23 protein-coding genes are annotated in these 24,680 nt (G+C 66.3%); 20 read left to right on the forward strand and 3 right to left on the reverse strand.

Annotated features, from left to right (window positions below):
• The first annotated feature begins 5 nt into the window (after positions 1 to 5).
• From NNX38_RS16460 to NNX38_RS16480, 5 genes are all read left to right on the forward strand, one after another.
• Positions 6 to 1,706, forward strand: a complete 1,701-nt coding sequence (locus NNX38_RS16460; protein ID WP_229953148.1) for a ribonuclease J — start codon at positions 6 to 8, stop codon at positions 1,704 to 1,706.
• Between the two features lie 96 nt (positions 1,707 to 1,802).
• Positions 1,803 to 4,697, forward strand: coding sequence for a DNA translocase FtsK (locus NNX38_RS16465; RefSeq protein WP_255799011.1), 2,895 nt, complete (start codon positions 1,803 to 1,805; stop codon positions 4,695 to 4,697).
• Between the two features lie 20 nt (positions 4,698 to 4,717).
• Positions 4,718 to 5,308 (forward strand): CDP-diacylglycerol--glycerol-3-phosphate 3-phosphatidyltransferase, encoded by a 591-nt coding sequence (gene pgsA / locus NNX38_RS16470; RefSeq protein ID WP_255799012.1) that lies wholly within the window; start codon positions 4,718 to 4,720, stop codon positions 5,306 to 5,308.
• Positions 5,305 to 5,793: a CinA family protein gene (locus NNX38_RS16475; RefSeq protein WP_255799013.1), complete on the forward strand. Its 489-nt coding sequence runs from the start codon at positions 5,305 to 5,307 to the stop codon at positions 5,791 to 5,793. The genes pgsA and NNX38_RS16475 overlap by 4 nt, the downstream gene beginning before the upstream one ends.
• Before the next feature lie 154 nt (positions 5,794 to 5,947).
• Positions 5,948 to 6,373 (forward strand): helix-turn-helix domain-containing protein, encoded by a 426-nt coding sequence (locus NNX38_RS16480; RefSeq protein WP_269438011.1) that lies wholly within the window; start codon positions 5,948 to 5,950, stop codon positions 6,371 to 6,373.
• Between the two features lie 187 nt (positions 6,374 to 6,560).
• Here NNX38_RS16480 and NNX38_RS16485 read toward each other — a convergent pair whose 3' ends face one another.
• Positions 6,561 to 7,109 (reverse strand): MarR family winged helix-turn-helix transcriptional regulator, encoded by a 549-nt coding sequence (locus tag NNX38_RS16485; RefSeq protein ID WP_255799015.1) that lies wholly within the window; start codon positions 7,107 to 7,109, stop codon positions 6,561 to 6,563.
• A gap of 105 nt (positions 7,110 to 7,214) precedes the next feature.
• Between NNX38_RS16485 and NNX38_RS16490 the strand changes: the two genes are divergently transcribed.
• The 8 genes from NNX38_RS16490 (at position 7,215) to dapF (ending at position 15,737) form a co-directional block, all read left to right on the forward strand.
• Positions 7,215 to 7,439 (forward strand): DUF3046 domain-containing protein, encoded by a 225-nt coding sequence (locus tag NNX38_RS16490; RefSeq protein WP_255799016.1) that lies wholly within the window; start codon positions 7,215 to 7,217, stop codon positions 7,437 to 7,439.
• A gap of 235 nt (positions 7,440 to 7,674) precedes the next feature.
• Positions 7,675 to 8,727 (forward strand): recombinase RecA, encoded by a 1,053-nt coding sequence (gene recA / locus NNX38_RS16495; protein ID WP_227924507.1) that lies wholly within the window; start codon positions 7,675 to 7,677, stop codon positions 8,725 to 8,727.
• A gap of 192 nt (positions 8,728 to 8,919) precedes the next feature.
• The gene (locus NNX38_RS16985; protein ID WP_370646499.1) at positions 8,920 to 9,795 is read left to right on the forward strand and encodes a RecX family transcriptional regulator; all 876 of its coding nucleotides are present in this window, start codon (positions 8,920 to 8,922) and stop codon (positions 9,793 to 9,795) included.
• 167 nt (positions 9,796 to 9,962) lie between these two features.
• Positions 9,963 to 11,294, forward strand: coding sequence for a lytic transglycosylase domain-containing protein (locus NNX38_RS16505; RefSeq protein ID WP_255799017.1), 1,332 nt, complete (start codon positions 9,963 to 9,965; stop codon positions 11,292 to 11,294).
• A gap of 99 nt (positions 11,295 to 11,393) precedes the next feature.
• Positions 11,394 to 12,200: a hypothetical protein gene (locus NNX38_RS16510; RefSeq protein WP_255799018.1), complete on the forward strand. Its 807-nt coding sequence runs from the start codon at positions 11,394 to 11,396 to the stop codon at positions 12,198 to 12,200.
• Between the two features lie 58 nt (positions 12,201 to 12,258).
• Positions 12,259 to 13,779, forward strand: a complete 1,521-nt coding sequence (gene miaB / locus NNX38_RS16515) for a tRNA (N6-isopentenyl adenosine(37)-C2)-methylthiotransferase MiaB (RefSeq protein WP_255799019.1) — start codon at positions 12,259 to 12,261, stop codon at positions 13,777 to 13,779.
• A gap of 66 nt (positions 13,780 to 13,845) precedes the next feature.
• A complete protein-coding gene (gene miaA / locus NNX38_RS16520; RefSeq protein WP_255799064.1) occupies positions 13,846 to 14,781 on the forward strand; it encodes a tRNA (adenosine(37)-N6)-dimethylallyltransferase MiaA in 936 nt (311 codons plus the stop codon).
• A complete protein-coding gene (gene dapF, locus NNX38_RS16525) occupies positions 14,778 to 15,737 on the forward strand; it encodes a diaminopimelate epimerase (protein WP_255799020.1) in 960 nt (319 codons plus the stop codon). The genes miaA and dapF overlap by 4 nt, the downstream gene beginning before the upstream one ends.
• Here dapF and NNX38_RS16530 read toward each other — a convergent pair.
• A complete protein-coding gene (locus NNX38_RS16530; RefSeq protein WP_255799021.1) occupies positions 15,734 to 16,345 on the reverse strand; it encodes a class I SAM-dependent methyltransferase in 612 nt (203 codons plus the stop codon). The genes dapF and NNX38_RS16530 overlap by 4 nt on opposite strands.
• A gap of 168 nt (positions 16,346 to 16,513) precedes the next feature.
• Between NNX38_RS16530 and hflX the strand changes: the two genes are divergently transcribed.
• Both hflX and NNX38_RS16540 read left to right on the forward strand, forming a co-directional pair.
• Positions 16,514 to 18,085 (forward strand): GTPase HflX, encoded by a 1,572-nt coding sequence (gene hflX / locus NNX38_RS16535; protein ID WP_255799022.1) that lies wholly within the window; start codon positions 16,514 to 16,516, stop codon positions 18,083 to 18,085.
• Positions 18,078 to 20,123 (forward strand): ATP-dependent DNA helicase, encoded by a 2,046-nt coding sequence (locus NNX38_RS16540; protein WP_255799023.1) that lies wholly within the window; start codon positions 18,078 to 18,080, stop codon positions 20,121 to 20,123. Before hflX ends, NNX38_RS16540 begins: the two co-directional genes overlap by 8 nt.
• 110 nt (positions 20,124 to 20,233) lie before the next feature.
• On the opposite strand, the gene lexA is transcribed toward NNX38_RS16540, so the two are convergent.
• Complete coding sequence (lexA, locus tag NNX38_RS16545; RefSeq protein ID WP_255799024.1) at positions 20,234 to 21,046, reverse strand: transcriptional repressor LexA; 813 nt, start codon at positions 21,044 to 21,046, stop codon at positions 20,234 to 20,236.
• A 473-nt stretch (positions 21,047 to 21,519) separates the two neighbouring features.
• On the opposite strand from lexA, the gene NNX38_RS16550 reads away from it, so the two are divergent.
• The 5 genes from NNX38_RS16550 (at position 21,520) to NNX38_RS16570 (ending at position 24,674) form a co-directional block, all read left to right on the forward strand.
• On the forward strand, positions 21,520 to 21,927 hold the full coding sequence (locus tag NNX38_RS16550) for a LysM peptidoglycan-binding domain-containing protein (RefSeq protein ID WP_255799025.1): 408 nt from the start codon (positions 21,520 to 21,522) through the stop codon (positions 21,925 to 21,927).
• A 108-nt stretch (positions 21,928 to 22,035) separates the two neighbouring features.
• Positions 22,036 to 23,136: a histidinol-phosphate transaminase gene (locus NNX38_RS16555; RefSeq protein WP_255799026.1), complete on the forward strand. Its 1,101-nt coding sequence runs from the start codon at positions 22,036 to 22,038 to the stop codon at positions 23,134 to 23,136.
• 118 nt (positions 23,137 to 23,254) lie between these two features.
• On the forward strand, positions 23,255 to 23,872 hold the full coding sequence (gene hisB / locus NNX38_RS16560) for an imidazoleglycerol-phosphate dehydratase HisB (protein WP_227924520.1): 618 nt from the start codon (positions 23,255 to 23,257) through the stop codon (positions 23,870 to 23,872).
• On the forward strand, positions 23,869 to 24,507 hold the full coding sequence (gene hisH, locus NNX38_RS16565) for an imidazole glycerol phosphate synthase subunit HisH (RefSeq protein WP_229950135.1): 639 nt from the start codon (positions 23,869 to 23,871) through the stop codon (positions 24,505 to 24,507). Before hisB ends, hisH begins: the two co-directional genes overlap by 4 nt.
• Before the next feature lie 8 nt (positions 24,508 to 24,515).
• Positions 24,516 to 24,674, forward strand: a complete 159-nt coding sequence (locus tag NNX38_RS16570; protein WP_229950136.1) for a hypothetical protein — start codon at positions 24,516 to 24,518, stop codon at positions 24,672 to 24,674.
• Positions 24,675 to 24,680 lie beyond the last annotated feature (6 nt).

The following is a 24,680-nucleotide window of genomic DNA, read 5'->3' on the forward strand; positions in this document are numbered from 1 at the left end:
CAATCATGAGCGAAACCCCCGAAACCGCCGGACCCGGCCTGCTGACCCCGCCGCCGCTGGAGGCAGGAACCCTGAGGATCGTCGCGTTGGGCGGCCTCGGGGAAATCGGCCGGAACATGGCCGTCTTCGAAATCGACGGCAAGCTGCTCATCGTGGACTGCGGTGTCCTCTTCCCCGAGGAAACCCAGCCCGGCGTCGACCTCATCCTGCCGGACTTCTCCTACATCGAGGACCGCCTGGACGACGTGGTCGGCGTTGTGCTCACCCACGGACATGAGGACCACATCGGCGCGGTGCCGTACCTGCTGCGGTTGAAGAACGACATCCCGCTGATCGGCTCGCAGCTGACGCTGGCGCTGGTGGAGGCGAAGCTGCAGGAACACCGCATCAAGCCGTTCTCCCTGACCGTCACCGAGGGACAGATCGAGCAGCTCGGCCCGTTCGAGTGCGAATTCGTGGCGGTCAACCACTCCATCCCCGATGCACTGGCCGTGTTCATCCGGACCGAGGCCGGCACCGTGCTGCACACCGGCGACTTCAAGATGGACCAGCTGCCCCTGGACGGCCGGATCACCGATCTGCGCGCCTTCGCCCGGCTCGGCGAAGAGGGCGTGGACCTGTTTATGGCCGACTCGACCAACGCCGACGTCCCCGGGTTCACCACCGCGGAACGCGAAATCGGCCCGGTGCTGCAGGAACTGTTCGGCAAGGTGGACAAGCGCATCATCGTCGCTTCCTTCTCCTCCCACATCCACCGCGTCCAGCAGGTCCTCGACGCCGCCGCCGCGCACAACCGGTTCGTCTGCTTCGTCGGCCGGTCCATGGTGCGCAACATGGCGATCGCCGAGAAGCTCGGCTACCTCCATGTACCCGAGGGCATCCTCGTGGACCTGAAGAACGTCGACGACCTGCCGGATAACAAGGTGGTGCTGATGTCCACCGGATCCCAGGGCGAGCCCATGGCGGCCCTGTCCCGGATGGCCAACGGCGACCACCGGATCCGCATCGGCAAGGGGGACACCGTCATCCTGGCCTCGTCGCTGATTCCCGGCAACGAAAACGCCGTGTTCCGGGTGATCAACGGGCTCATGCGGCTGGGCGCCGACGTCGTGCACAAGGGCAACGCGAAAATCCACGTCTCCGGGCACGCCGCCGCCGGGGAACTGCTCTACTGCTACAACATCCTGCGGCCGAAAAACGCCATGCCGGTGCACGGCGAGACGCGGCACCTCATCGCCAACGGCCGCCTGGCCGCCGCCACCGGTGTCCCCGAGCAGAACATCATCCTGGCCGACGACGGCACGGTGGTCGACCTTCGCGACGGCAAGGCCCGCGTGGTCGGGGAAGTGGAGTGCGGCTTCGTCTACGTGGACGGGTCCAGCGTCGGAGCGATCACCGACACCGATCTGAAGGACCGGCGGATCCTCAGCGAGGAAGGCTTCATCTCCATCATTTCCGTGGTGAACCGCAGCACCGGCACCATCGTCTCCGGCCCCGAGATCCACGCCCGCGGCTTTGCCGAGGGTGACGCGGTCTTCGACGAGATCATCCCCAAGATCAGTGCCGCCCTGGAAGAGGCGGTGCGCTCCAACACCGACCACACCACCTACCAGCTGCAGCAGGTGGTCCGGCGGGTCGTGGGCACGTGGGTCAACCGCCGCCTGCGGCGCCGTCCCATGATCGTGCCGGTAGTGGTCGAAGCCTAGTTCCCGCCGTGGTACGCGGCGGGTAAGTAGTCCCAAAGCCCTTCCCGGCCGCGTAAATTCAGGGTATCGGGGGCGGCATCGGGTAGCGTGGCTGGTATGGCGACTCGTACTTCCCCTGCCGCACGCAGCGGTGCCTCCGGCCGGACAACGGCCCGGAGCGCCGGCGGCAGCTCAAGCAAGACATCAGGCAAGTCCAGTCCGCGCGGCGGATCCGGGGGCCGGGGGACCTCCGTCTCGCGCCAGGCGCCCCCGGACCAGCTGCCGCTGCCGCTGCGCGCGGTGGAGAGCGCCTGGATGGGCATCTCCCGCCTCGCCGGGGCCGGCGTCCGCAAGCTCGGCACGGACGTCTCACCCGAGCGTGAAATCCGCCGCGACGGGACCGGATTCTTCCTGATCCTGCTCGCCCTTGCCGTTGCCACCGTCGAGTGGTGGGCCCTGCGCGGTCCCGTCGCCGACGTGATCCATGCCGGCGCGGCCGGAACCTTCGGCTGGATGGCCGTGGTGCTGCCCTTCATGCTCACCGCCGGCGCAGTCCGCCTGTTCCGCTACCCGGAGCGGCACCGCGCCAACAGCAGGATCAGCATCGGCCTCGTGATCATGCTGCTGGCCGGCTCCGGCATCACGCACATTGCCGGCGGCTTGCCCGCCTTGTCTGACGGTTTCGACCGGCTCTGGGCCTCCGGAGGCATCGTCGGCTTCCTTGTGGCCGGGCCGTTGTCCGCCGCACTGACCCAGTGGCCCGTGCTGCTCCTTCTGGCATTGCTGGTGTTCGTGAGCGTCCTGATCATCACCGCCACGCCCTTCCGCCACATACCGCTGCGCCTGCGGGCACTGTATGAACACCTGATGGGCCAGGACCTGGACCCCGATGATCCTGAGGCACACGACCAGAGCTACCTCTACGGCTCGCCGAAGCCGGAAAAGGTCCGCAAGCCCCGCAAGACCCGGCGTGAGAAAGAAGCCGAGGCAGCCGCCGTGCAGGACGGCTTCGCCGGCGATGAAGCGTTTGAACGCGCGCTGCTGCAGGACGAAGAGGACGAGGCAGCCGCGGCCGCTGCCGCCGCCGCACCGGCGGTACCCCCGGGAGTCCGGCGTCCCACCCAGTCCGAACTGGCTACGCAGAAGATCCGGCGCAACCAGGGCCTGCCCGTCGACGGCGGCACGGACGCCGCAGAGCCGCCCACCGAGGCCATCAGTACGGTCCCCGGCGCCACCGAAGTCCTGAACCTGGCAGCCGTTCCGCCCGTAGCACCCGTGCCTTCCCGGCGGGTCCAGCCGGTGCCGCCGGCCACGCCCATCCCGCAGCGCACCGAGCAGCTGCAGCTTTCCGGCGACATCACCTACACGCTGCCGCCGTCGGACTTCCTGCCCCCGGGACCGCCGGCAAAGGAACGCTCCGAAGCGAACGACGCCGTCGTCGCGGCCCTGACGCACACCCTCGAGCAGTTCAACGTGGACGCCAAGGTCACCGGGTTCTCCCGCGGCCCGACGGTGACCCGCTACGAGATCGAACTCGGCGAAGGCACCAAAGTGGAACGCGTCACCGCGTTGTCCAAGAACATTGCCTACGCCGTGGCGAGCTCCGACGTACGCATCCTCTCGCCCATTCCGGGCAAATCCGCCATCGGCATTGAAATCCCCAACGCGGACAAGGAAGTAGTTGCCCTGGGCGATGTCCTGCGGTCAAACTCCGCACGGAAGACCGAACACCCCATGGTCATGGGCGTCGGCAAGGACGTCGAAGGCGGCTTCGTGGTCGCCAACCTGGCCAAGATGCCCCACCTGCTGGTGGCCGGTGCCACCGGTGCCGGTAAATCCTCCTTCGTGAACTCGATGATCACGTCCATCCTGATGCGCTCCACACCTGATGAAGTGCGCATGGTGATGGTGGACCCCAAGCGTGTGGAACTGACGGCCTATGAAGGCGTGCCGCACCTGATCACCCCGATCATCACCAACCCGAAGAAGGCCGCGGAAGCGCTCCAGTGGGTGGTCCGCGAAATGGACACCCGCTACGACGACCTCGCGAACTTCGGCTTCAAGCACATCGACGACTTCAACAAGGCCGTCCGCAACGGCAAAGTGGTGCCCCCGGCCGGATCCAAGCGGGTCATCCGGGCCTACCCGTACCTGCTGGTGATCGTGGACGAACTCGCGGACCTCATGATGGTCGCCCCGCGGGACGTCGAAGACTCCATCGTGCGCATCACCCAGCTTGCCCGCGCCGCCGGCATCCACCTGGTGCTGGCCACCCAGCGGCCCTCCGTCGACGTCGTCACCGGCCTGATCAAGGCGAACGTCCCCTCCCGCATGGCGTTCGCCACCTCCTCGGTGACCGACTCCCGCGTGGTGCTGGACCAGCCCGGCGCCGAAAAGCTCCTGGGCCAAGGCGATGCCCTGTTCCTGCCGATGGGCTCCAACAAGCCCATCCGCGTGCAGGGCGCCTGGGTTACCGAGTCCGAGATCCACCGGGTCGTTGAGCACGTCAAGGGCCAGCTGCAGGCCGTCTACCGCGAAGATGTAGCAGTCACGGCGCCGAAGAAGCAGATCGACGACGACATCGGAGACGACCTCGACGTCCTGCTGCAGGCAACCGAACTCGTGGTGACCACGCAGTTCGGTTCCACCTCCATGCTCCAGCGCAAGCTGCGCGTGGGCTTCGCGAAGGCCGGCCGGCTCATGGACCTGCTGGAATCCCGCGGCGTGGTGGGACCGTCCGAGGGTTCGAAGGCCCGCGACGTTCTCGTGAAGCCGGATGACCTGGCCGCCACCCTCGCTGCCATCAGCGGAGGTGAAGCCCCGGCCCCGTCCGGGGGCGCCGGAGCCGCGGCGCTGGCGGAGAACGCCAATGCCAACCACGGCTTCGACCCTGCCGGACCGACGGACCTGGTGGCCGCAGACCTGGAGGGCAGGCCGCAGGCGAGCGACTACCACGACGACGCGGAGGACCCGGACGGTTCCGAAGACGCCTGGAACCTCACCGGCCGGTGAAACTTCGCTACGCTGAAGACGTGAGCAATTCTCCTACCGATAGGGTTCCGACCCTCAATATCGCCAATGCCCTGACGGTGGCGCGGATCCTGATGGTTCCGCTCTTTATCTGGTTCCTTGCGTCCGACGACGGCCGTGACGGCCTGTTCCGCTGGCTCGCCGTGGCAACCTTCGCCGTCGCCATCTACACCGACAAGCTCGACGGCGATATTGCCCGCAGCCGCGGGCTGATTACCGACTTCGGCAAAATCGCCGATCCGATTGCCGACAAGCTGCTGATCGGTTCGGCGCTGGTGATGCTTTCCCTGCTGGGCGAGCTGTGGTGGTGGGTGACCATCGTTATCCTGGTCCGCGAACTGGGTATCACGCTCATGCGCTTCATCGTGATCCGGTACGGCGTTATGGCCGCCTCCCGGGGCGGCAAGCTCAAGACCGTCGTCCAGACCTTCGCCATCTTTGTGTTCCTGCTTCCGCTGACTGCTTGGCTGGGTGCCTGGGCATGGTGGATCGGAGCCGTCTTCATGGCCGCCGCGCTCGTCATCACGGTCGTCACGGGCGTCGATTACGTCCTGCAGGCCGTCAAGCTGCGCCGCGACGGCAAGCGCGCATGAGCAACGCGCCTGCCGCCGTCCTGGCGGGCGAGGTTCTGGCCGCAGCCCGGGAGGCAGGACAGACCGTAGCCACTGCCGAGTCGCTTACCGCGGGCATGCTTTGCGCCGAACTGGGGTCCGTCCCCGGCGCTTCCGCGGTTTTGCAGGGCGGCGTGGTTGCGTATCAAAATGGAATCAAGCTGTCCGTCCTCGGGGTTCCGGCCGAGCTCCTGGCCGAAGCCGGATCCGTTGACGGGAGGGTGGCTGAGCACATGGCAGCCGGGGCGCGGCGTGTTCTCGGCGCCGACGTCGGGGTCTCCACCACCGGCGTCGCCGGGCCTGAGGCGCACGACGGCAAACCGGTTGGTACCGTGTTCGTGGGGATCGCTACTTCGGAAGGGACTTCCTTCCGGGAGTTTCTGTTCCCGGGGGACCGGACGGCCATCCGAACGGCGGCATGCAGTGAAGCACTCTCCATGCTGGCGTCAGCCCTGGAACACCGCTAGCGCAACGGACGAATCGGGAAGCTGCGCAGGCGGGAACAAAACCGGCAGGGCGTCAGTTGTTAGTATCAGGAACCGCCAAGGTTCCTTTATTACGATCTTTGGACAGTCTGCGGTACCGCCGCAGTCCGTACTCACAGGGAGCAGGACGATACACATGGTTAAGCAACCCGTATCCGTGAACGGCGTGATCCGCTGGCGGGATGTAGGGTTGGCGGAAGACGCACACCGGGAGCCTAAGGAGCGCAAGATGGTAGTTCTTCGTCACGAGATTGGTGATGTTCTCCGCGACGTGCGCCAGCGCCAGGGCCGGACCCTGCGCGAGGTGTCGCATAGCGCCCGCGTTTCTCTCGGCTACCTGAGCGAGGTTGAGCGCGGACAGAAGGAAGCATCATCGGAACTTCTGTCTTCAATCTGCACCGCCCTCGATGTGCCCCTGTCCCTGATGCTCCGAGAGGTCAGCGACCGGGTGGCAAACGCCGAAGGCGTTGCCATTCCAGACACCGTGCCATCTGAGTTTTCCCGGGAGTTCGCCCGCGAATTCCCCGAAGACCTGGCACGCGACCTGGCCCGCACATCCTAAAAACCGCATACCGCGGCGCGTCACGCCGGCCGAACGGAATTGGCCGTAGTGACTGCGTCGCCCCATAGACATACTCCTTGATGCTGTTGCATCAGGGCGACGAAATCTCCAAGGAAAACCCCCGCAGGCGCGGTGCCTGCGGGGGTTTGTTCTGCCCGGTGTAGCCACGGCCTGCACAGTCCGGCACCTAGCTGCCGTCCGGGCCGGAAGGCTCGTCCTCCGGTCGATCCCCGGCTGGCCGGACGGAAGCATTCAGTTTGTGCAGCAGCCGGACCAGGGTATGCAGTTCCTCGGCTTCCCACCCCGTCCAGGTGCGCCGGAAGTGCTCTTTGCGGGCGGTGGCCGTACCTTCCAGGCGGGCAGCACCAACCTCAGTGAGATTGATGGGCTGCGCCCTTCCGTCCTCCGGGTCCGCATGCTTTTCCACGAGCCCCAGCGCCTGCAGCATAGCTACCTGCCGGCTGAGGGAGGGCTTACCCACACCGACCGCTGCGGCCAGGTCCGTCAGGCGCATGGGACCCTGCTGATGGAGCAGGACCATCAGCCCGTAGGCCGAAGGTTCCATCTCGGGGTGGACCTCCCGGGCGATCCGGTGGGAGCTGGCCCGGGCGCGGCGCCACAGCACGCTGAGTTCCTGCTCAAGGTCCTCTATTGCCGTGTCCTTGTCCGGCTCGGTACCGGAGGGGGGAGAAGCGTCGCCGGTGGGTGAATCGGCGGGACCGGATGTCTCGGTCATCCTCCCATTGTAGGATCGCGGCCCTTCCACAGCACTGGAATATGTTGGCTTTCGAAGGCGGCGGGCCGGTTCGCTGCCGTGTTTCGTGCGTGAGAGGATTAATTGATGCGTATCAGCGATTTCTGGCGGCTTATGGATGACGAGTTCGGTGCGGCCTACTCCCGGGTCCTTGCCGCGGATCTGGTGCTCGGCCAACTCGGAGGGGTCACGGCTGCGCAGGCCTTGGACAAGGGCATGGAACCCAAATCCGTATGGCTGGCGGTATGCGAGATCCAGGACGTTCCACCCGAACGCCGGCTGGGCCGCGACATCAAGCCCAAGGCAAACTAGGGCTGCCGCCGTTCCACGGCGAACGGACACGCCGGGTTCGCTGTTCGAATATTTGTTCGGATAAAGATATGCTCCTACACAGGGGCCCGTCCTAGCTGATACGGCCCGGGAATATCCACAAGACAACGAGTTATACGTTCCGGTCAGCCGTTTTGTCAGTGCCGCCGGATAGGGTCGTAGATAAGAAATGACGACCGGCCTACGGGCCGCCCACAACCACAACACGAGGTGAACAATGGCTGCTCCAGCCGACCGCGCAAAAGCCCTAGAGGCAGCGCTGGCCCAGATTGACAAGCAATACGGCAAGGGCTCGATCATGCGCCTGGGCGACGAAGTGCGTGCCCCCGCCGAAACCATTTCCACCAGCTCCGTCGCTTTGGATGTTGCGCTGGGTATCGGCGGCCTGCCGCGCGGCCGCGTGGTGGAGATCTACGGACCGGAATCTTCCGGTAAGACCACCCTGGCCCTCCACGTCGTCGCCAATGCGCAGAAGAACGGCGGCATTGCGGCCTTCATCGACGCCGAGCACGCTCTGGACCCCATCTATGCAGCCAAGCTGGGCGTAGATACGGACTCGCTGCTCGTTTCGCAGCCGGACACCGGCGAGCAGGCCCTGGAAATCATGGACATGCTGATCGGCTCCGGTTCGGTCGACGTCGTGGTCATTGACTCCGTTGCCGCACTGGTTCCCCGTGCCGAAATCGAAGGCGACATGGGCGACAGCCACGTGGGCCTGCAGGCCCGCCTGATGAGCCAGGCGCTCCGTAAGATCGCCGGCCGCCTGAGCCACACCAATACCACCGCAATCTTCATCAACCAGCTGCGTGAAAAGATCGGTGTCTTCTTCGGCAGCCCGGAAACCACCACCGGTGGCAAGGCGCTGAAGTTCTACGCTTCGGTCCGCATCGACGTCCGCCGCATCGAGACGCTGAAGGAAGGCACCAACCCGGTCGGTAACCGTACGCGTGCCAAGATCGTCAAGAACAAGATGGCTCCGCCCTTCAAGCAGGCCGAGTTCGACATCATGTACGGCGTCGGCATTTCCCGCGAGGGCGGACTGATTGACATGGGCGTGGAACACGGCCTGGTCAAAAAGTCCGGTGCCTGGTTCACCTATGACGGTGACCAGCTGGGCCAGGGCAAGGAAAACTCGCGCAACTTCCTGAAGGACAACCCCGATCTGGCGGACGAGCTGGAGCGCCGTATCCGTGAAAAGCTCGGAATCGGCGTTCCTGCCGCTGAAGAGCCCGCAGCGCCGAAGCTGAAGGCAGTCGGAAAGGACTCCTAGCAGCCGGCCCGCGGTCCCGGCGATACCGGACCCGGGACAGAGGGAAGCCGCTCCCGGAGAGGGGGCGGCTTCCTGTCCGGTCTGCCCAGGCCGCTCGGAACGGCGCGCTACCCGCGGCCACTCTCCGCGGCGGTCCAGGGAATGGAAGTCCGGGGGAGGAAAACGGGAGCAGAGTCCCGGGAGCGGATAGTTATGGATACCTCGCAGGAAGAGACCCTGGCTGAGCTGAAGCGGCGGCTCGCCGAAATCAGCGTGGCGGCGGCAGCCACGCCGGCCGGCGACGGGGCCGCTCCGGGCCGTGCGAAGGGAACACGCACGGCACCCGAACCGGTGGACACCCGTGCTGCCACACCGACCCGACGCCGGAAGCCGCCTGCCAAAGTACCCGACACCTTCAAGGAAGACGGCTTCGGTGAGGAAGCTCCCGCCGACGAGCCCTGGGCGGAAACCGGTACGGGGGACGCCGGTTCGAAACGGAGCGGGAAAAAGTCCGGCCGCGGACGGCAGGCCTGGGGACAGCAGGGTGCAGACGCAGGCCCGCCGGAGGAAGCCGTCGCGCTGACGCCCGAGGAAGCTTACGCTGAGGCCAAGGCGATCGTCCTGCGTCAGCTGACTGCCTCTCCCAAGAGCCGCAAACAGCTTGAAACCAAGCTTGCGGAAAAAGACATTCCGCCGGATGCCGCAGCTGCGGTCCTTGACCGGTTCGAAGAAGTGCAACTCGTGGATGATGCCGAGTTTGCGCGTCTGTGGGTCCGCAGCAGGTCCCAAAGCAAGTCCCTTGCCCGCGGTGCCTTGCGCCGTGAACTGACGGAAAAGGGGATTGCGCCGGACCTCGCCGCCGAAGCGCTTGAGCAGGTCAGTGCCGACGACGAACTCGAGGCGGCGCGCGCCCTGGCAAGGAAAAAGCTCCAGATGTCCGCCGATCTTTCCGACCGCGGCGTGCGCGACAAACAGACCCGCCGACTGGTGGGGATGCTGGCCCGGAAGGGCTATTCCCCGTCGCTCGGCTTTACGGTGGCGGCCGAAATTATCGGCGAAGTCCGTGATGCCCGGGGAGACTCCGTCTAGGCGGCGGACCGCGGGCCGGGCCCCGGCCGTAGGGCAGGTGGCGAAGCAAAGCTACCCGGCGCAATGCACAGGACGGGAAATAACCAGCACTATTCGTCGTAGTGTCAATCCGACGCGCCGTATCCTATGCTGTGCCAACTATGTTAAAGATGAGGTTGGCGGGGCCCATGTTGCATCCGGTACGTCGTTTCTCTCTGGTGCGTGCACGGAGAACCCCGTTCTATGCCCTGGTCCTTACCGGTGTGCTCGCTTCGGCGGTCCTGACTGCCGCGCCCGGTTCTGCGGCGGATCCCTACCCTTCCTGGGACGATATCCAGCAGGCAAAATCCTCTGAGTCTGCCAAAGCTGCTGAAGCGGAGAAGCTGGAAGGCCTGCTGTCGGACCTGCGCGAGGACGCCGGATCCCTGGGCGATGCAGCCGTGGATGCGGCGAACCGCTACAACGCAGCCAAGGATGCCCTTGCCGCCAGCGACAAGGAGCTTGCTGCCATGGCCGCACAGCGCGAAGCGGCAGCCGAGCATTCAGCTGGATTGATGCGGCAAGTCGCCGGGCTCGCGGCCGAAACCTACAAGTCCGGCGGGTCGGCTTCCGACAGCATGGCTTTGATGCTGCTGGACACGGATGCCTCGGCGGACGCACTGCACGGTGCGGGCCTTATGGATAGGGTCTCGTCGCGGGCGGGCAACCTGTATGCCGAAGCAGTGGCATCGGAAAAAGTTGCCGCCGGATTCCGGGAGCAGGAACAGGAAGCCAGGGACGCACGGGCCGAGCTTGCCGCCGAAGCGGAAAAGGCCCTCGAGGAGGCCGGAGCCTCCGCTGCCGCCGCTGGCAAGGCAGTGCAGGACGAAGAGGCCCGCAAGGCCGTCCTGCTTGCACAATTGGCAGACCTGCACGGCAGCACAGCCGCCGCCGAGGAGGCACGGCTCCGCGGGATCGCCGCCGAGAAGGCGTTTCAGGAACAGCACGATGCCGCGGGACGGGCGGCTGCAGGAGAGCCCGCGCCGGAAGGGCAACAGCCGGCAAATCCGCCGGTCGGTGCGGCACCGAATCCGCCGGGAACACGGCCCCCGGAAGTCGTGGTGCCTGCGCCCCAGCCAGCCCCAGCCCCCGCACCGGCACCAGCCCCGGCACCGGCACCTGCCCCGGTCCAGCCTGCACCGCCGCCCGCACCCGCACCGGGGCAGCCGGTGAATGACCCGGCGGGTGCGCAGAACTACGCATCCGGGCGCATGGGCAACTACGGCTGGGACGGGAACGAGTTCCGCTGCCTGGTAATCCTCTGGAATCACGAGTCCAACTGGCTAACCACTGCCGACAACCCGTACAGCGACGCTTACGGCATCCCGCAGTCCCTGCCGGGGAGCAATATGTCGAGTCATGGCTCCGATTGGCAGACCAACTACCGGACCCAGATCAATTGGGGGCTGGATTACATCAGTTCCAGGTATGGCACACCGTGTGCGGCCTATGGTTTCTGGCAGCGCAATAACTGGTACTGATCAGGTACCTGCGGCGGGAAACGGGCTACCTGATCGAGTCAATAGCAGCGTTACCGTTTTGAGACTTTTCCTAGAAAACTCCGATACGGTCCTGCGCTTGTGACTTCAACTAACTTCACGCGACGCGATCAGACCCGCATCCGGCGAGCCCTGCGACGCCGCCGGCGACGCCGCCGGCGGCTCCGCCTCGGTGCCGCGACCGCGCTGGGTTCCCTGGCTGTGGCCGGTGTTTCCGGCGCTGCCGTTGGCACTGCGGGGGCAAACCTCCGGTCCACGGCCGGTGTCCAGCTGGTGAACCTGGCCGAACCGCTCCTTGCCGCCCCAGAGGACGTCGACAACGCCGAAAACGCCGACGACGGCGGGGCTCGGGCAGCCGGACCTGACGACCGTCCACCGGCTGATAACGAGTCCGACCGGCTGGCGCCGGAGAAAGCCCGGCCCGACAAGGTCGAAGCAGGGACGGGAACAGGGGTGGAGGTCCCGGAACACCTGGAGCTCGCAGCGAAGACTGCGGCCGATGCGGCCGCACGGAGCGCCGCAGCCGACGCCGCTGCGCAAACGGCTGCGGAAGAAGCGGCCCGAGCGGCCGTACCGCTGGATGATCCCGCCGCGGCCAAGGCCTATGCTGCCTCGGCCCTGCCCGCCCGGGGTTGGGATGCGGGCCAGCTGACCTGCCTCGACACCCTCTGGACCAAGGAATCGGAATGGCTGACGAGCGCGGTCAATCCCAGCAGCGGTGCCTACGGGATCGCGCAGTCCCTCCCGGCCGAGAAGATGGCAGTTGCCGGAGCCGACTGGAAAGTCAGCTATGCCACGCAGATCAACTGGGGCCTGGACTACATTGCGTCGCGCTACGGCAGCCCCTGCAGCGCACTCAATTTCCATTACGCCAACAACTGGTACTAGGAAAAAGTCTGCCGCGGGGCATACCGGGCGGCAGCGCCAATGGACGTACCCTAGGAGGGTGAGTTTGACTGTTTCCTCTCCTGCCCCCGAGGCCACCGCGGCCCAGCCCCGCACTTACGAGGTGCGCACCTTCGGCTGCCAGATGAATGTGCACGATTCCGAGCGGATTTCGGGCCTGCTGGAAGGCGCCGGTTACGTGCCGTCCGACGGCGAACTGGCGGACATCGTCGTGTTCAACACCTGTGCCGTGCGGGAGAACGCGGACAACAAGCTGTACGGCAACCTCGGGCAGCTGGCGCCGGTCAAGGAAAAGCGGCCCGGGATGCAGATTGCCGTGGGCGGCTGCCTGGCGCAGAAGGACCGGGACACCATCCTGCGCAAGGCACCCTGGGTGGACGCCGTCTTCGGCACGCACAACATCGGCTCGCTGCCGGCACTGCTGGAACGGGCCCGGCACAATGCCAAGGCCGAGCTGGAGATCCTGGAGTCCCTGGACGTCTTTCCCTCCACGCTGCCCACCAAACGCGATTCGGTGTATTCGGGCTGGGTCTCGATCTCTGTAGGCTGCAACAACACCTGCACCTTCTGCATCGTCCCGTCGCTGCGCGGCAAGGAACGCGACCGGCGGCCGGGGGAGATCCTGGCGGAAATCCGGGCCCTGGTGGACGACGGCGCCATCGAGGTAACGCTGCTGGGCCAGAACGTGAACTCCTACGGGGTGGAATTCGGCGACCGCGGGGCCTTCGCCAAACTGCTGCGTGCCTGCGGCGACATCGAGGGGCTGGAGCGGGTGCGTTTCACCAGCCCGCACCCTGCGGCATTCACCGACGACGTCATTGAGGCCATGGCCGAGACGCCCAACGTGATGCCGCAGCTGCACATGCCGCTGCAGTCGGGTTCGGACAAGGTCCTCAAGGACATGCGCCGCTCCTACCGGTCAAAGAAGTTCCTCGGGATCCTGGACCGGGTCCGGGAACGGATGCCCCACGCAGCCATCTCCACTGACATCATCGTGGGTTTCCCGGGGGAGACGGAGGAAGACTTCGCCGCCACCCTCGACGTCGTCGAGCAGTCCCGTTTCGCGAACGCCTTTACCTTCCAGTATTCAAAGCGTCCGGGCACCCCGGCGGCGGAGCTGGCCGACCAGCTGCCCAAGGCCGTGGTGCAGGAGCGCTATGAACGCCTCACCGCGCTGCAGGACCGGATCGCCGCCGAGGAAAACGCCAAGCAGGTCGGCACCACCGTTGAGGTCATGGTCACCGCGGCCTCGGGCCGCAAATCCGGGGAGACGGGACGCCTCTCCGGACGTTCCCGGGACCAGCGCCTGGTGCACTTCTCGGTGCCCGACGGCGCGCCGGTACCGCGCCCGGGCGACCTCGTTACCGTGCCGGTCACCGCCGCCGCCGCGTTCCACCTGATCTCCGACCCCGCCGGACCCGCCGACTACTCGCTGCGGCGTTCCCGTGCCGGTGATGCCTGGGACCGCTCGCAGGCCGAGTCCTGCGGCGTACCGGCCGGACCTGCAGGCACCCGGACCGGCGTGTCCCTCGGCATGCCGGCGCTGCCGCCGCGTTCCTGAGCGCCCGTGAACCCCTCCCAAAGTGTCCCCGGAAATTCCCCTGCGGTAGCCCCCGTGAGTGCTCCTATGCCGTCCGCCGACGAACGGCCGGTGATCGCCGTCGTCGGTCCCACCGGGTCCGGAAAGTCCGACCTGGGCGTTGCCCTGGCCCTGGAACTCGGCGGCGAAGTGATCAATGCCGACTCCATGCAGTTCTACCGGGGGATGGACATCGGCACCGCGAAGATTACCGAGGCCGAACGCCGCGGCGTGCCGCACCACCTGCTGGACACCATGGACGTGACCGAAGAGGCAAGCGTCTCGGCCTTCCAGGCGCAGGCACGGGAGCTGATTTCCGGGATCCGGGCGCGGGGCCGGTATCCCGTCCTGGTCGGAGGTTCCGGGCTGTACGTCCGGGCCGCACTGGACGTCCTGGAATTCCCGGGCACCGACCCGGCCGTCCGCGCCGGGATCGAAGCCGAACTGGAAGCCCGGGGCCTGCCCGCGCTGCAGGACCGGCTGCGGGACGTGGACCCGGTCTCTGCCGAACGGATTTCCGATGCGCGCCGGGTGGTACGCGCACTCGAGGTGGTTGAGCTGACCGGACGACCGTTCAGCTCCTTCATGCCGGTGCGGGAGTACGTCTCGCCGGCCGTGCAGATCGGCCTGGGCGTGGAACGGCCGGTGCTGCACGAACGCCTGGCCCGCCGGGTGGACAGGATGGTGGACCAAGGTCTGCTGGAAGAAGTCCGGCGGCTTGAGCCGGCCGGACTGCGGACCGGCCGGACCGCCTCGCGCGCCCTGGGATACGCCCAGTTCCTGGCCGTCCTGGACGGGAAATCGTCCGTGCCGGAAGCCGCGGCGGCCACAGTGGTGGCTACCCGCCAGTTCGCCCGCCGGCAGCTGACCTGGTTCCGTGCGGATCCGCGGATCACCTGGCTGGAGCATAACGACCCCCGGCTGCTGGCCCGGGCGGCCGCGGCCGTCCGTGAAGGGCGCCCGCCCAGTATCCTTGATAAGTGACCAATACTTCTGCTGCCTCAGCTGCATCCCTGTCCGCCTCCGGCCTTCCCTCCTCCGTGGCCGGGCTGCCCTTCGCGAAGGGCCACGGCACCGGCAACGACTTTGTGCTGGTGGCCGATCCCGACGCTGCGCATGATCTTGCCGCCGACGAAGTAGCCGCAGTCTGCGACCGGCACCGCGGAGTGGGCGGCGACGGTTTCATCCGCGCCGTCCGGTCCGAGCATCTCCCGGAAGGCCGTGCCCTGCTGCAGACGGCTCCGGAAGCCCAGTGGTTCATGGACTACCGGAACTCGGACGGCAGCATTTCGGAAATGTGCGGGAACGGGGTGCGTGTCTTCGTGCACTTCCTGCTGGAAGAGCGGCTGGTGGAACTGGCCGAGGGCGCGTCCCTGGTGATCGGTACCCGCGCCGGGGTCAAGACCGTCACCCGGATGGCCGGCGGCTACGCGGTGGACATGGGGCCCTGGGAGTTCATTTACCCCGACCACGCGGCTGCCAAGTCCATGGATACAGTGGTCAACGCAGACGGACTGGAAGTGCCGCGCCCGGGCCTCTCCGTCAGCATGGGTAACCCCCACACCGTCGTGGCCCTCGCGGAACTGGACGAACTGGCCTCGACCAACCTGACCGCAGCACCGTCCGTGCAGCCGGAACCGGAGAACGGAACCAACGTGGAGTTCGTGGTCCCGGCCGAGCCGCTCGTAGAAGACGGGGTGGGGCTGCTCACCATGCGCGTCCACGAGCGGGGCGTCGGCGAAACCCTCTCCTGCGGAACCGGCGCCTGCGCCGCCGCCGTAGCCACCCGGTTCTGGGCCGGAGCCGAAGCACCCGATGACTGGGCAGTGACTGTGCCGGGCGGCGTCGTCGGCGTCCGTTTCCGCACCGGACCCGACGGCCGCGAACATGTGGAGCTCAGCGGACCGGCCGTGCTGGTGGCCCGCGGAACCCTGCTCTAGGCGCTGCGTTCCACCTTCAGGGTCCGGAAGGACTTCGCGGTGCTGTGGCGGGAGACCGCGAATCCGGACGGCAGGGTCTCCGCCAGCCAGCGCTGCAGGGAATCCGAGCCCAGGTTCTTCTGCACCACCAGCCAGGCAGTGCCTCCCGGGGCCAGGCGCGGCAGCCAAAGCAGCAGCAGGGCATGCAGCTCCTCTTTGCCGATCCGGATGGGCGGGTTGGACCAGATGGTGTCGAAGCGTACTTCCGGGTCAACCTCCTCAGGCAGGGAGGCCGTGACGTTTCCGCACCCCAAAGCTGCTGCGTTATCCCGGGTCAGTGCGATGCAGCGTTCGTTGACGTCGACGGCGTAGACCTGGGCGGCCGGGGATTTCAGTGCCAGGGTCAGGGCGATGGGGCCCCAGCCGCAGCCGATGTCCAGCAGGTTGCCGGTCTCCGGCGGGGCGGGAACTTCATCCAGCAGGACCATCGTGCCCTTGTCGATCCCGTCGGGGCTGAAGATGCCACCGGCTGTCTGCAGGGTCCTTTCGGTTCCGTTGAGGCTGACGCGCAGCGGTTTGCGGACCTCGGGCCCGGACGGTGTGGAGGAGAAGTAGTGGTCTGAACCCATAACAATCCAGATTAGTCGCTGCAGGCGTGCGGCATGGAATTTATGGACGGCCGCACGGGTTGTAAAGGGTGGCTGGCGCGGTAGGGATCCATAGCGGAGAAGGTTGTTTTCCTGAGGATTTGTCGGTTCACTGGCCTACCATAGAAAGTACGTTCCTATAAGGAGATTATGACCATCAACAACTCCCGTGCCACGGATTCGACAGACACTTCTGCGAACGGTTCCACACCGGAACTGAGCCCTTCGGATATCCAGGGGGTCATCGACAGGATCCTCGCCAAGGACAGCGCCGTCGAAGCAAAGGCTCCGGCCGACAAGCAGCAGGGCCGTGCCCTGGCACTCGGCGACGACGAGCATTCCGTCTACGACGGCGACCAGCAGGACCTGGAAGAACGCCGAGCACTGCGCCGCGTCGCCGGCCTCTCGACCGAACTCGAAGACGTTACCGAGGTCGAATACCGCCAGCTGCGGCTGGAACGGGTTGTACTTGCCGGACTGTGGAGTGAAGGCACTGCCGCCGACGCCGAAAACTCGTTGAAGGAACTTGCCGCGCTGGCGGAAACCGCGGGGTCGGAAGTCCTCGACGGCATCATCCAGCGCCGGCTGAAGCCGGATCCCGGCACCTTCCTCGGTTCGGGCAAGGCCCAGGAACTCAAGGACATTGTGACGGCCACCGGCGCAGACACAGTGATCGTGGACAGCGAACTGGCTCCGTCCCAGCGCCGCGGGCTGGAAGACATCGTCAAGGTCAAGGTCATCGACCGGACGGCGCTGATCCTGGACATCTTTGCCCAGCACGCGAAGTCCCGCGAGGGCAAGGCCCAGGTGGAACTGGCGCAGCTGGAATACCTCCTGCCGCGCCTGCGTGGCTGGGGCGAATCGATGTCCCGGCAGGCAGGCGGCCAGGTCGGCAGCGCCAGCGCAGGCATGGGTTCGCGCGGCCCCGGTGAAACCAAGATCGAATTGGACCGGCGGAAGATCCGCACGCGGATGGCCAAGCTCCGCCGCGAAATAGCGGGCATGAAGCCGGCACGGGAAACCAAGCGGGCCAACCGCCACCGCAACTCAGTGCCGTCCGTAGCTATCGCCGGATACACCAACGCTGGAAAGTCCTCGCTGCTGAACCGGCTCACCGATGCCGGGGTACTGGTGGAGAACGCACTGTTCGCCACCTTGGATCCCACCATCCGCAAGGCCCAGACCGAAGACGGCATCGGGTACACGCTGGCGGACACCGTAGGGTTTGTCCGGTCGCTGCCGACCCAGCTGGTGGAAGCCTTCCGCTCCACCCTTGAGGAAGTAGCGGACGCAGACCTGATCCTGCACGTCGTTGACGCTTCGCACCCGGACCCGGAAGGCCAGATTGCAGCCGTCCGTTCCGTCCTGGCGGAAGTCGACGCCCGCAAGGTGCCTGAAATCATCGTGCTGAACAAAGCCGACGCAGCGGATCCGTTCGTTCTTGAGCGGCTGCGGCAGCGCGAGTCCCGGCACGTGGTCGTTTCGGCGCGTACCGGCGAGGGCATCCCCGAGCTGCTGCAGGCGATTTCCGAAGGCATTCCGCGCCCCGGCGTGGACCTGGAACTGCTGGTGCCCTACGAGCGCGGCGACGTCGTCTCCCGCCTGCACCAGGAGGACGCTGAAATCCTGTCCCTGGAGCACGGTGAATCCGGTACCCAGCTGCATGTGAAGGTTCGTGAAGGGCTGGCAGCGGAGCTGGAGCAGTTCGTGACCAATGGGTAGGAAAGACCCGCAGGGACCTGCCCAGGTCCTGGAACTGCTCGACACCGCGGTAGCGGCCATGGGCGGGCAGAACCGGCCCGGCCAGCACGAGATGGCCCGGCAGGTGGCCGAGGCCATTGAGTCCGGCGACCACCTGCTGGTCCAGGCCGGAACCGGTACGGGCAAGTCGCTTGCCTACCTGATCCCGCTGATCGCGCACGCCCTGGAGAGCAGCAAACCCGCGCTGGTCTCCACGGCCACGTTGGCCCTGCAATCACAGATTGTCGGACGGGACCTCCCGCGCCTGCTGAAGACGCTGGAACCGAAGCTTCCCCGGGAGGTCGACGTCGCCCTGCTCAAGGGCCGCAGCAATTACGTCTGTGTCCACAAGACCGGCGGCGGTTTCCCCGAGGAAGACGAAGCCGGAACACTGTTTCTGCTTGGCGACGAGCACGCTGTTTCCCATCCCGCTCCTGCGGGCGGGCCCACCTCGGCGCTGGGGCGCGACGTCGTCCGCCTGCAGGAATGGGCGCAGGAAACGGAAACCGGTGACCGGGATGAGTTGCTTCCCGGCGTCAGCGACCGTGCCTGGCGTCAGGTGTCCGTCACCTCAATGGAGTGCCTGGGGGCGCAGAAGTGCCCGGTGGCGGAGGCCTGTTTCAGCGAACAGGCACGGGCCAAGGCGGCCGTCGCCGACCTGGTGATCACCAACCACGCGATGCTGGCCATCAGCGCGTTCGAGGGACTGGCGGTCCTGCCGGACTACGACGTGGTGGTCATTGACGAGGCGCACGAGCTGCAGGACCGCGTCACCGGCGCGGTTACCGGGCAGCTCTCCGGAACCGTTATTTCCGCGGCGGTCGCCGCCGCGCGCAAGCACACTTCAGCCACCATGGAGCCCCTTGCGGCTGCCGGCCGGGCCTTCGACTCGGTCTTTGCCCCGGTGCCCTCCGGCCTGCTGGCAGGAGGACTGTCCGAGGACCAGGAGCTGGTCCTGGGCGCGGTGCGTGAAGCCTGCCGCACGGCCCTGTCCGATTCCAAGCCCGAAGGCTCCGACGCCGTCGACGGCGGCCGCCAGATGGCACGCTCCCGCCTGATGGCTGTCCTGGAACTGTGCGAACGCGTCCTTGACGCAGTGAATTCAGGGGAGGTGCTGTGGGCATCGCGTGCCAGCACCTTCTCGCCGGGCGCCGGTTACACCGCCCCGGAAGAAGATGCACCGCCCACCATCAACGTTGCCCCGCTGTCCGTGGCCGGACGGCTGCGCGAAGGCCTGTTCGACGGACACACCGTGGTGCTGACCTCGGCCACCCTCGCCATCGGGTCGGAGTTCGGTCCGGTTGCAGGGGCCTTGGGGCTGGTGGGCGCCGGTGCACCGAAATGGACGGGGACCGACGTCGGCAGTCCCTTCGACTACCCCCGGCAGGGGGTGCTGTACGTAACCAAGGACCTGCCGAAACCGGGACGCGGAACCTCCCCGGAGCAGCTGGATGAACTGGAGGCGCTGATCAAGGCCTCCGGCGGCGGCGCCCTGGGTTTGTTCTCCTCCCGCCGTGCAGCGGAAGAAGCCGCGGAAGCACTGCGGAAGCGGGTCGACTTTCCGATCCTTTGCCAGGGCGAATCCACCATGTCCGCCCTGGTTCAGCAGTTTGCCGACGACGACGAGACCTGCCTGTTCGGCACCATGTCCCTCTGGCAGGGCGTGGACGTCCCCGGCGCCTCCTGCCGGCTGGTGATCATTGACCGGATTCCGTTCCCGCGTCCCGACGATCCGTTGATGACCGCCCGGACCCGCGCGGTTGCCAAGGCCGGGGGAAACGGCTTCATGAGCGTCTCGGCCACCCACGCGGCCGTCCGGCTCGCCCAGGGCGCCGGGCGGCTGATCCGCGCTTCCGGCGACAAGGGAGTGGTGGCCGTGCTGGATTCGCGCCTGGCCACCGCACGCTACGGCAGTTTCCTGCGGGCCGCACTGCCGCCCTTCTGGTCCACCACCGACCGTTCCGTGGTGCTTCAGGCGCTGAAGCGGCTCGCCGCGGAACCCGCCGGCGCGAAGAAGTAAAACCCGCCGGACCCGGATCGGCGGAAAACAAAAAGCAGCGCCGCCGTGTGCCGGCGGTGCTGCTTTTGCGTGGACCTTGTCAGCGTCCGACCAGGCCTCTCAAGGTGTGCCTAGAGCGAACGCATTACGGAGACAACCTTGCCCATAATGGTGGCTTCGTCACCGAGGATGGGCTCATAGCGGGTGTTCTGGGGCAGCAGCCAGGTGTGTCCGTTGCGCTGCCGGAAGGTCTTCACGGTCGCTTCGTCTTCGAGCAGGGCCGCGACAATGTCACCGTTTTCGGCGGTGGGCTGGCGGCGGACAACCACCCAGTCACCGTCGCAGATAGCCGCATCCACCATGGAATCGCCCGCAACGCGAAGCATAAAGAGGTCGCCGTGCCCGACGAGCTGGCGCGGAAGCGGGACCATCTCTTCAACCTGCTGGTCGGCCAGGATGGGTCCGCCTGCGGCGATCCGTCCGACCAGCGGAACCATCGCCGTGTCGATTGCGGTGGTGAGGTCGGAAACGCTGCCGGAGGCGGGTGTGCGTGCGTTGCCGCCGACGGAGCTCAGGCCGCCCTTTGCGGTGCCGTCAGCAGCCTCCCCGGTGTTCCCGCCGTTCGCCGCGTTGCCTTTGCCGCGGCGCGGGGGAGCGTCGCGGAGCATCAGCGGAACCAGTATTTCCATGGCACGCGGCCGCTTGGGGTCACGGCGGATATAGCCGAGCTTCTCCAGCTGGCTCAGCTGGTGCGTAACGCTGGAAAGGCTGGCCAGGCCCACGATGTCGCCGATCTCCCGCATCGACGGCGGGTAACCGTTCGCGTTCACGGAACGCTGGATGGTTTCCAGGATCTTTGTCTGGCGGGCGGTTAGGCCCTTGGTGCGTCCTGCCGGCGCGGGCGCGGCAGGGGAGGGGGTGCTGCCATTGGTAACACGGGCCACGTCGGCTTCCCTTCACAGTCGGCCCGTGGATGCGGGCCGGATGGTTCTTACGGTGTATCTGGTTTGTCCTGCGGTGATGCGGTGATGCGGTGATGCGGTGATAACGGGTGTGGTGGTCTGTCCCGCCGAGCCGTTTGTCAGTGCCGTTTTGTCAGTGCCGGATGGTTAGTTGGTCCCAGCCGCTTCCAACAGGTTCAACGCTAGGGGAGCGCAGCCTCATTTTCAAACATATATTCGAGCGAGTCTCGACAATGTTCGTAGATAAGTGCTAGAAATGTTCGAGTACAAGTTAGAACATACGTTCGAGTCTGAGTATGGATCTGAGTTTGGATCCGACTTTGAAATGGCCCGCCGACACCTCGGCGGGCCCACCAGATGTTCGAATGCAGTTTCGAGCCACACTGTTTATCCGGTGCTTTTGCGGGAAGCGGGGGAATCGGCGGAGCTGCTCTTCGGACCGGAAAGGTATTGACATGTCAGTACACGTACTTCCCTTCACCGCACAGAGCCTCACTGAGCGTGCCCCGGACCGGGCCGCTGCCGCCGCCCACACCGCCGACACCCAGGCGTCGGTCCCGCTGCGCCTGACGCGGCGCGGCCGGCTCGTCCTGGTCGGCGCCCCGCTGATGATCGTGGCCGCCGCACTGCTGGTCTTTATCGGATTCTTCACCGCACCGGCTATGGCTTCGGGGGACGCCCAGGAACAGACACGCACCATCCAGGTGGGTGTGTCCGCCGGTGATTCGCTCTGGTCGCTCGCCACCGAGTTCGCTCCGGACCGGGATCCCCGCACCGTGGTGGCAGACATCGTGGAACTCAACAACCTGGCGGATGCCACCGTCCCCGCCGGCAGCCAGATTTACATCCCGGTCTCGCGCTGATTCGCCAGGCAGGCATCCCGAAGTTCTTTACCTGCGCGAACCCGTAACAGAGGGGTGCGGGAAGTCGGCCAAATGCAACGTCACCGCGCAGCGTCCTAAGCTGTAGTGGTGAACGAACAGTTGGAAAACCTGAACAGACTTCCCCTGCGCGATGATCTGCGGGGCCTGACCCCGTACGGCGCCCCCCAGTTGGATGTGCCCGTCCTACTGAACGTCAATGAAAACACCCACGGTCTTCCGGAGCATGTGCGCCGGGCCATTATGGCCGAGATTGAATCAGTGGTGGCCGGCTTGAACAGATATCCCGACCGCGAATTCACGCTGCTGCGGGAAAACCTGGCCAAATACCTCGGCCACGGACTGGCCGCGGAGAATATCTGGGCCGGCAACGGTTCCAATGAGGTTCTCCAGCAGATCCTGCAGGCCTTCGGCGGACCCGGGCGGACGGCCATGAGCTTCCCTCCCACCTACTCCATGTACCCGCTGCTCTCCAGCGGCACCGGCACCGCATACGTGACCGGCACGAGGGACCGGGACTTCTCCCTGACCCCCGAATCGGCTGCGGGGCAGATCCGGGCGCAGGCACCCAACATCGTGATCCTGTGCACCCCGAACAACCCCACGGGTACGGCCCTGGAACTTGAGGTGATCGAAGCCGCCTATGAAGCAGGAGAAGCCTCCAATGCCATCGTGGTGGTGGACGAGGCCTACGCAGAGTTCTCCCACGCCGATACTCCCAGCGCGCTGCAGCTGCTCCCTGGACGGGAACGACTGATCGTTTCCCGGACCATGTCGAAGGCCTTCGCACTCGCCGGAGCGCGCATCGGCTACCTTGCCGCAGCACCGCAGATTGCGGACGCGCTTCGCCTGGTCCGCCTGCCTTACCACCTCTCCGCACTCACACAGGCGACCGCGAATGCGGCCCTCACGCATGCCGATGCGCTCCTGTCCAATGTGGAAGACATCAAGGGCCAGCGGGACCGCATCGTGACGGAACTGCGTGCGCTCGGACTGGAACCGGCGCCGTCGGACGCCAACTTCGTGCTGTTCAGAGGGATGGAGAATCCCCGGGCGGTGTGGGAAGGCCTGCTCGAGGCAGGTGTCCTCGTCCGGGACATCGGCATCGAGGGCCATCTGAGGGTCACGGCCGGCACCGAAGCCGAAACCACTGCGTTCCTGACGCGGCTGCGGGAACTGCTCGCCGCCTGAGCGGCAGCCGGGCGCCCAGGATGTCCCGGTTTCAGGGAGTCGGGGCGTTCGGGACTAAACTGATGACCTGCCGGGGCTTTGTCTATTGCCCCGCTTCCAATCTTCGTGAAGGAACCCCATGACTGTGGAGACCGCCACCGGACGCACCGCCCGCCTTGAGCGGACCACCAGCGAATCGTCCGTCTTCGTCGAGCTGGACCTGGACGGCACCGGCCGCGCCGACATCAGCACCTCGGTACCGTTCTACGACCACATGCTGACCGCGCTGGCCAAGCACTCCCTGATGGACCTCACCGTCCGGGCCACCGGCGACACCCACATCGACGTCCACCACACGGTTGAGGACATTGCGATCAGCATCGGCGAGGCGCTGAAGACCGCCCTGGGCACCAAAGCCGGCATCCGCCGCTTCGGTGAAGCCACCGTGCCCCTGGACGAAGCGCTGGCAAACGCCGTCGTCGATATTTCCGGCCGCCCCTACCTGGTGCACTCCGGGGAACCCGCCGGCCAGGAATACCACCTGATCGGCGGACACTTCACCGGATCCCTGACCCGCCACGTGTTCGAAGCCATCACCCTGCACGCCCAGATCTGCCTGCACATGCGGGTCCTCGGCGGGCGCGATCCGCACCACATTGTCGAGGCCCAGTTCAAGGCCTTTGCCCGCGCCCTGCGCGCAGCCGTCGAATCCGATCCGCGCGTCGAGGGCATCCCCTCCACGAAGGGAGCACTGTGAGTCCCCGCAACGTCACTGTCCTGGACTACGGTTCCGGCAACATCCGTTCGGCCGTCCGCGCCCTGGAGCACGCCGGCGCCAACGTCACGCTCAGCGCCAAGCCGGACGACGTGCTGAACGCCGACGGACTGGTGGTGCCCGGCGTCGGAGCTTTCGCCGCCGTGATGCAGGGGCTCAAGGACGTGGATGCGATCCGCATGATCGGACGCCGCGTAGCCGGCGGCCGGCCGGTCCTGGGCATCTGCGTTGGCCTGCAGGTCCTCTTTGACGAAGGCGTGGAACACGGGGTCCGGACCAAGGGGATGGGCGAATGGCCCGGCGTAGTCGAGCGCCTGGCCGCCGACGTCGTACCCCACATGGGCTGGAACACCGTGACTCCGCCGGAAGGTTCGGCCCTGTTTGAGGGCATCGAGGACCAGCGGTTCTACTTCGTGCACAGCTACGGGGTGCAGAAATGGGACTTCGACGTCACCCAGCCCGCCATGCGCCCCCCGCAGGTCACCTGGGCGGACCACGGCGGCCCGTTCATCGCCGCCGTGGAGAACGGCGCGCTGTCGGCCACCCAGTTCCATCCGGAAAAGTCCGGTGACGCCGGTGCGGCGCTGCTGAACAACTGGCTGAAGACCCTGGGCTAGGCACCGATATGTGGAGCGTTGTCCTCATGGGCCTGGCCGGACTGCTTATCGGCGGAGCGGTGTCCTTCCGCAGCCAGGGCATGTCCAAAATCATTGTTATCAGTTTCTGGGTCCTGGCCGGAATGGCCCTGCTGGGCGCGTACCTGCTGACCCTCGACCTTTCCTGACCCCAC

It is taken from the genome of Arthrobacter sp. zg-Y238, from assembly GCF_024385525.1.
In the GTDB taxonomy this organism is placed as follows: Bacteria; Actinomycetota; Actinomycetes; order Actinomycetales; family Micrococcaceae; genus Arthrobacter_B; species Arthrobacter_B jinronghuae.

What these genes read in the sequence shown, in the direction of transcription:
- NNX38_RS16460 (WP_229953148.1), top strand. Translation starts at nt 6, where the DNA reads ATGAGCGAAACCCCCGAAACCGCCGGACCCGGCCTGCTGACCCCGCCG.
- NNX38_RS16465 (WP_255799011.1), top strand. Translation starts at nt 1,803, where the DNA reads ATGGCGACTCGTACTTCCCCTGCCGCACGCAGCGGTGCCTCCGGCCGG.
- NNX38_RS16475 (WP_255799013.1), top strand. Translation starts at nt 5,305, where the DNA reads ATGAGCAACGCGCCTGCCGCCGTCCTGGCGGGCGAGGTTCTGGCCGCA.
- NNX38_RS16480 (WP_269438011.1), top strand. Translation starts at nt 5,948, where the DNA reads ATGGTTAAGCAACCCGTATCCGTGAACGGCGTGATCCGCTGGCGGGAT.
- NNX38_RS16485 (WP_255799015.1), bottom strand. Translation starts at nt 7,109, where the DNA reads ATGACCGAGACATCCGGTCCCGCCGATTCACCCACCGGCGACGCTTCT.
- NNX38_RS16490 (WP_255799016.1), top strand. Translation starts at nt 7,215, where the DNA reads ATGCGTATCAGCGATTTCTGGCGGCTTATGGATGACGAGTTCGGTGCG.
- recA (WP_227924507.1), top strand. Translation starts at nt 7,675, where the DNA reads ATGGCTGCTCCAGCCGACCGCGCAAAAGCCCTAGAGGCAGCGCTGGCC.
- NNX38_RS16985 (WP_370646499.1), top strand. Translation starts at nt 8,920, where the DNA reads ATGGATACCTCGCAGGAAGAGACCCTGGCTGAGCTGAAGCGGCGGCTC.
- NNX38_RS16505 (WP_255799017.1), top strand. Translation starts at nt 9,963, where the DNA reads ATGTTGCATCCGGTACGTCGTTTCTCTCTGGTGCGTGCACGGAGAACC.
- miaA (WP_255799064.1), top strand. Translation starts at nt 13,846, where the DNA reads ATGCCGTCCGCCGACGAACGGCCGGTGATCGCCGTCGTCGGTCCCACC.
- NNX38_RS16530 (WP_255799021.1), bottom strand. Translation starts at nt 16,345, where the DNA reads ATGGGTTCAGACCACTACTTCTCCTCCACACCGTCCGGGCCCGAGGTC.
- hflX (WP_255799022.1), top strand. Translation starts at nt 16,514, where the DNA reads ATGACCATCAACAACTCCCGTGCCACGGATTCGACAGACACTTCTGCG.
- NNX38_RS16540 (WP_255799023.1), top strand. Translation starts at nt 18,078, where the DNA reads ATGGGTAGGAAAGACCCGCAGGGACCTGCCCAGGTCCTGGAACTGCTC.
- NNX38_RS16550 (WP_255799025.1), top strand. Translation starts at nt 21,520, where the DNA reads ATGTCAGTACACGTACTTCCCTTCACCGCACAGAGCCTCACTGAGCGT.
- hisB (WP_227924520.1), top strand. Translation starts at nt 23,255, where the DNA reads ATGACTGTGGAGACCGCCACCGGACGCACCGCCCGCCTTGAGCGGACC.
- NNX38_RS16570 (WP_229950136.1), top strand. Translation starts at nt 24,516, where the DNA reads ATGTGGAGCGTTGTCCTCATGGGCCTGGCCGGACTGCTTATCGGCGGA.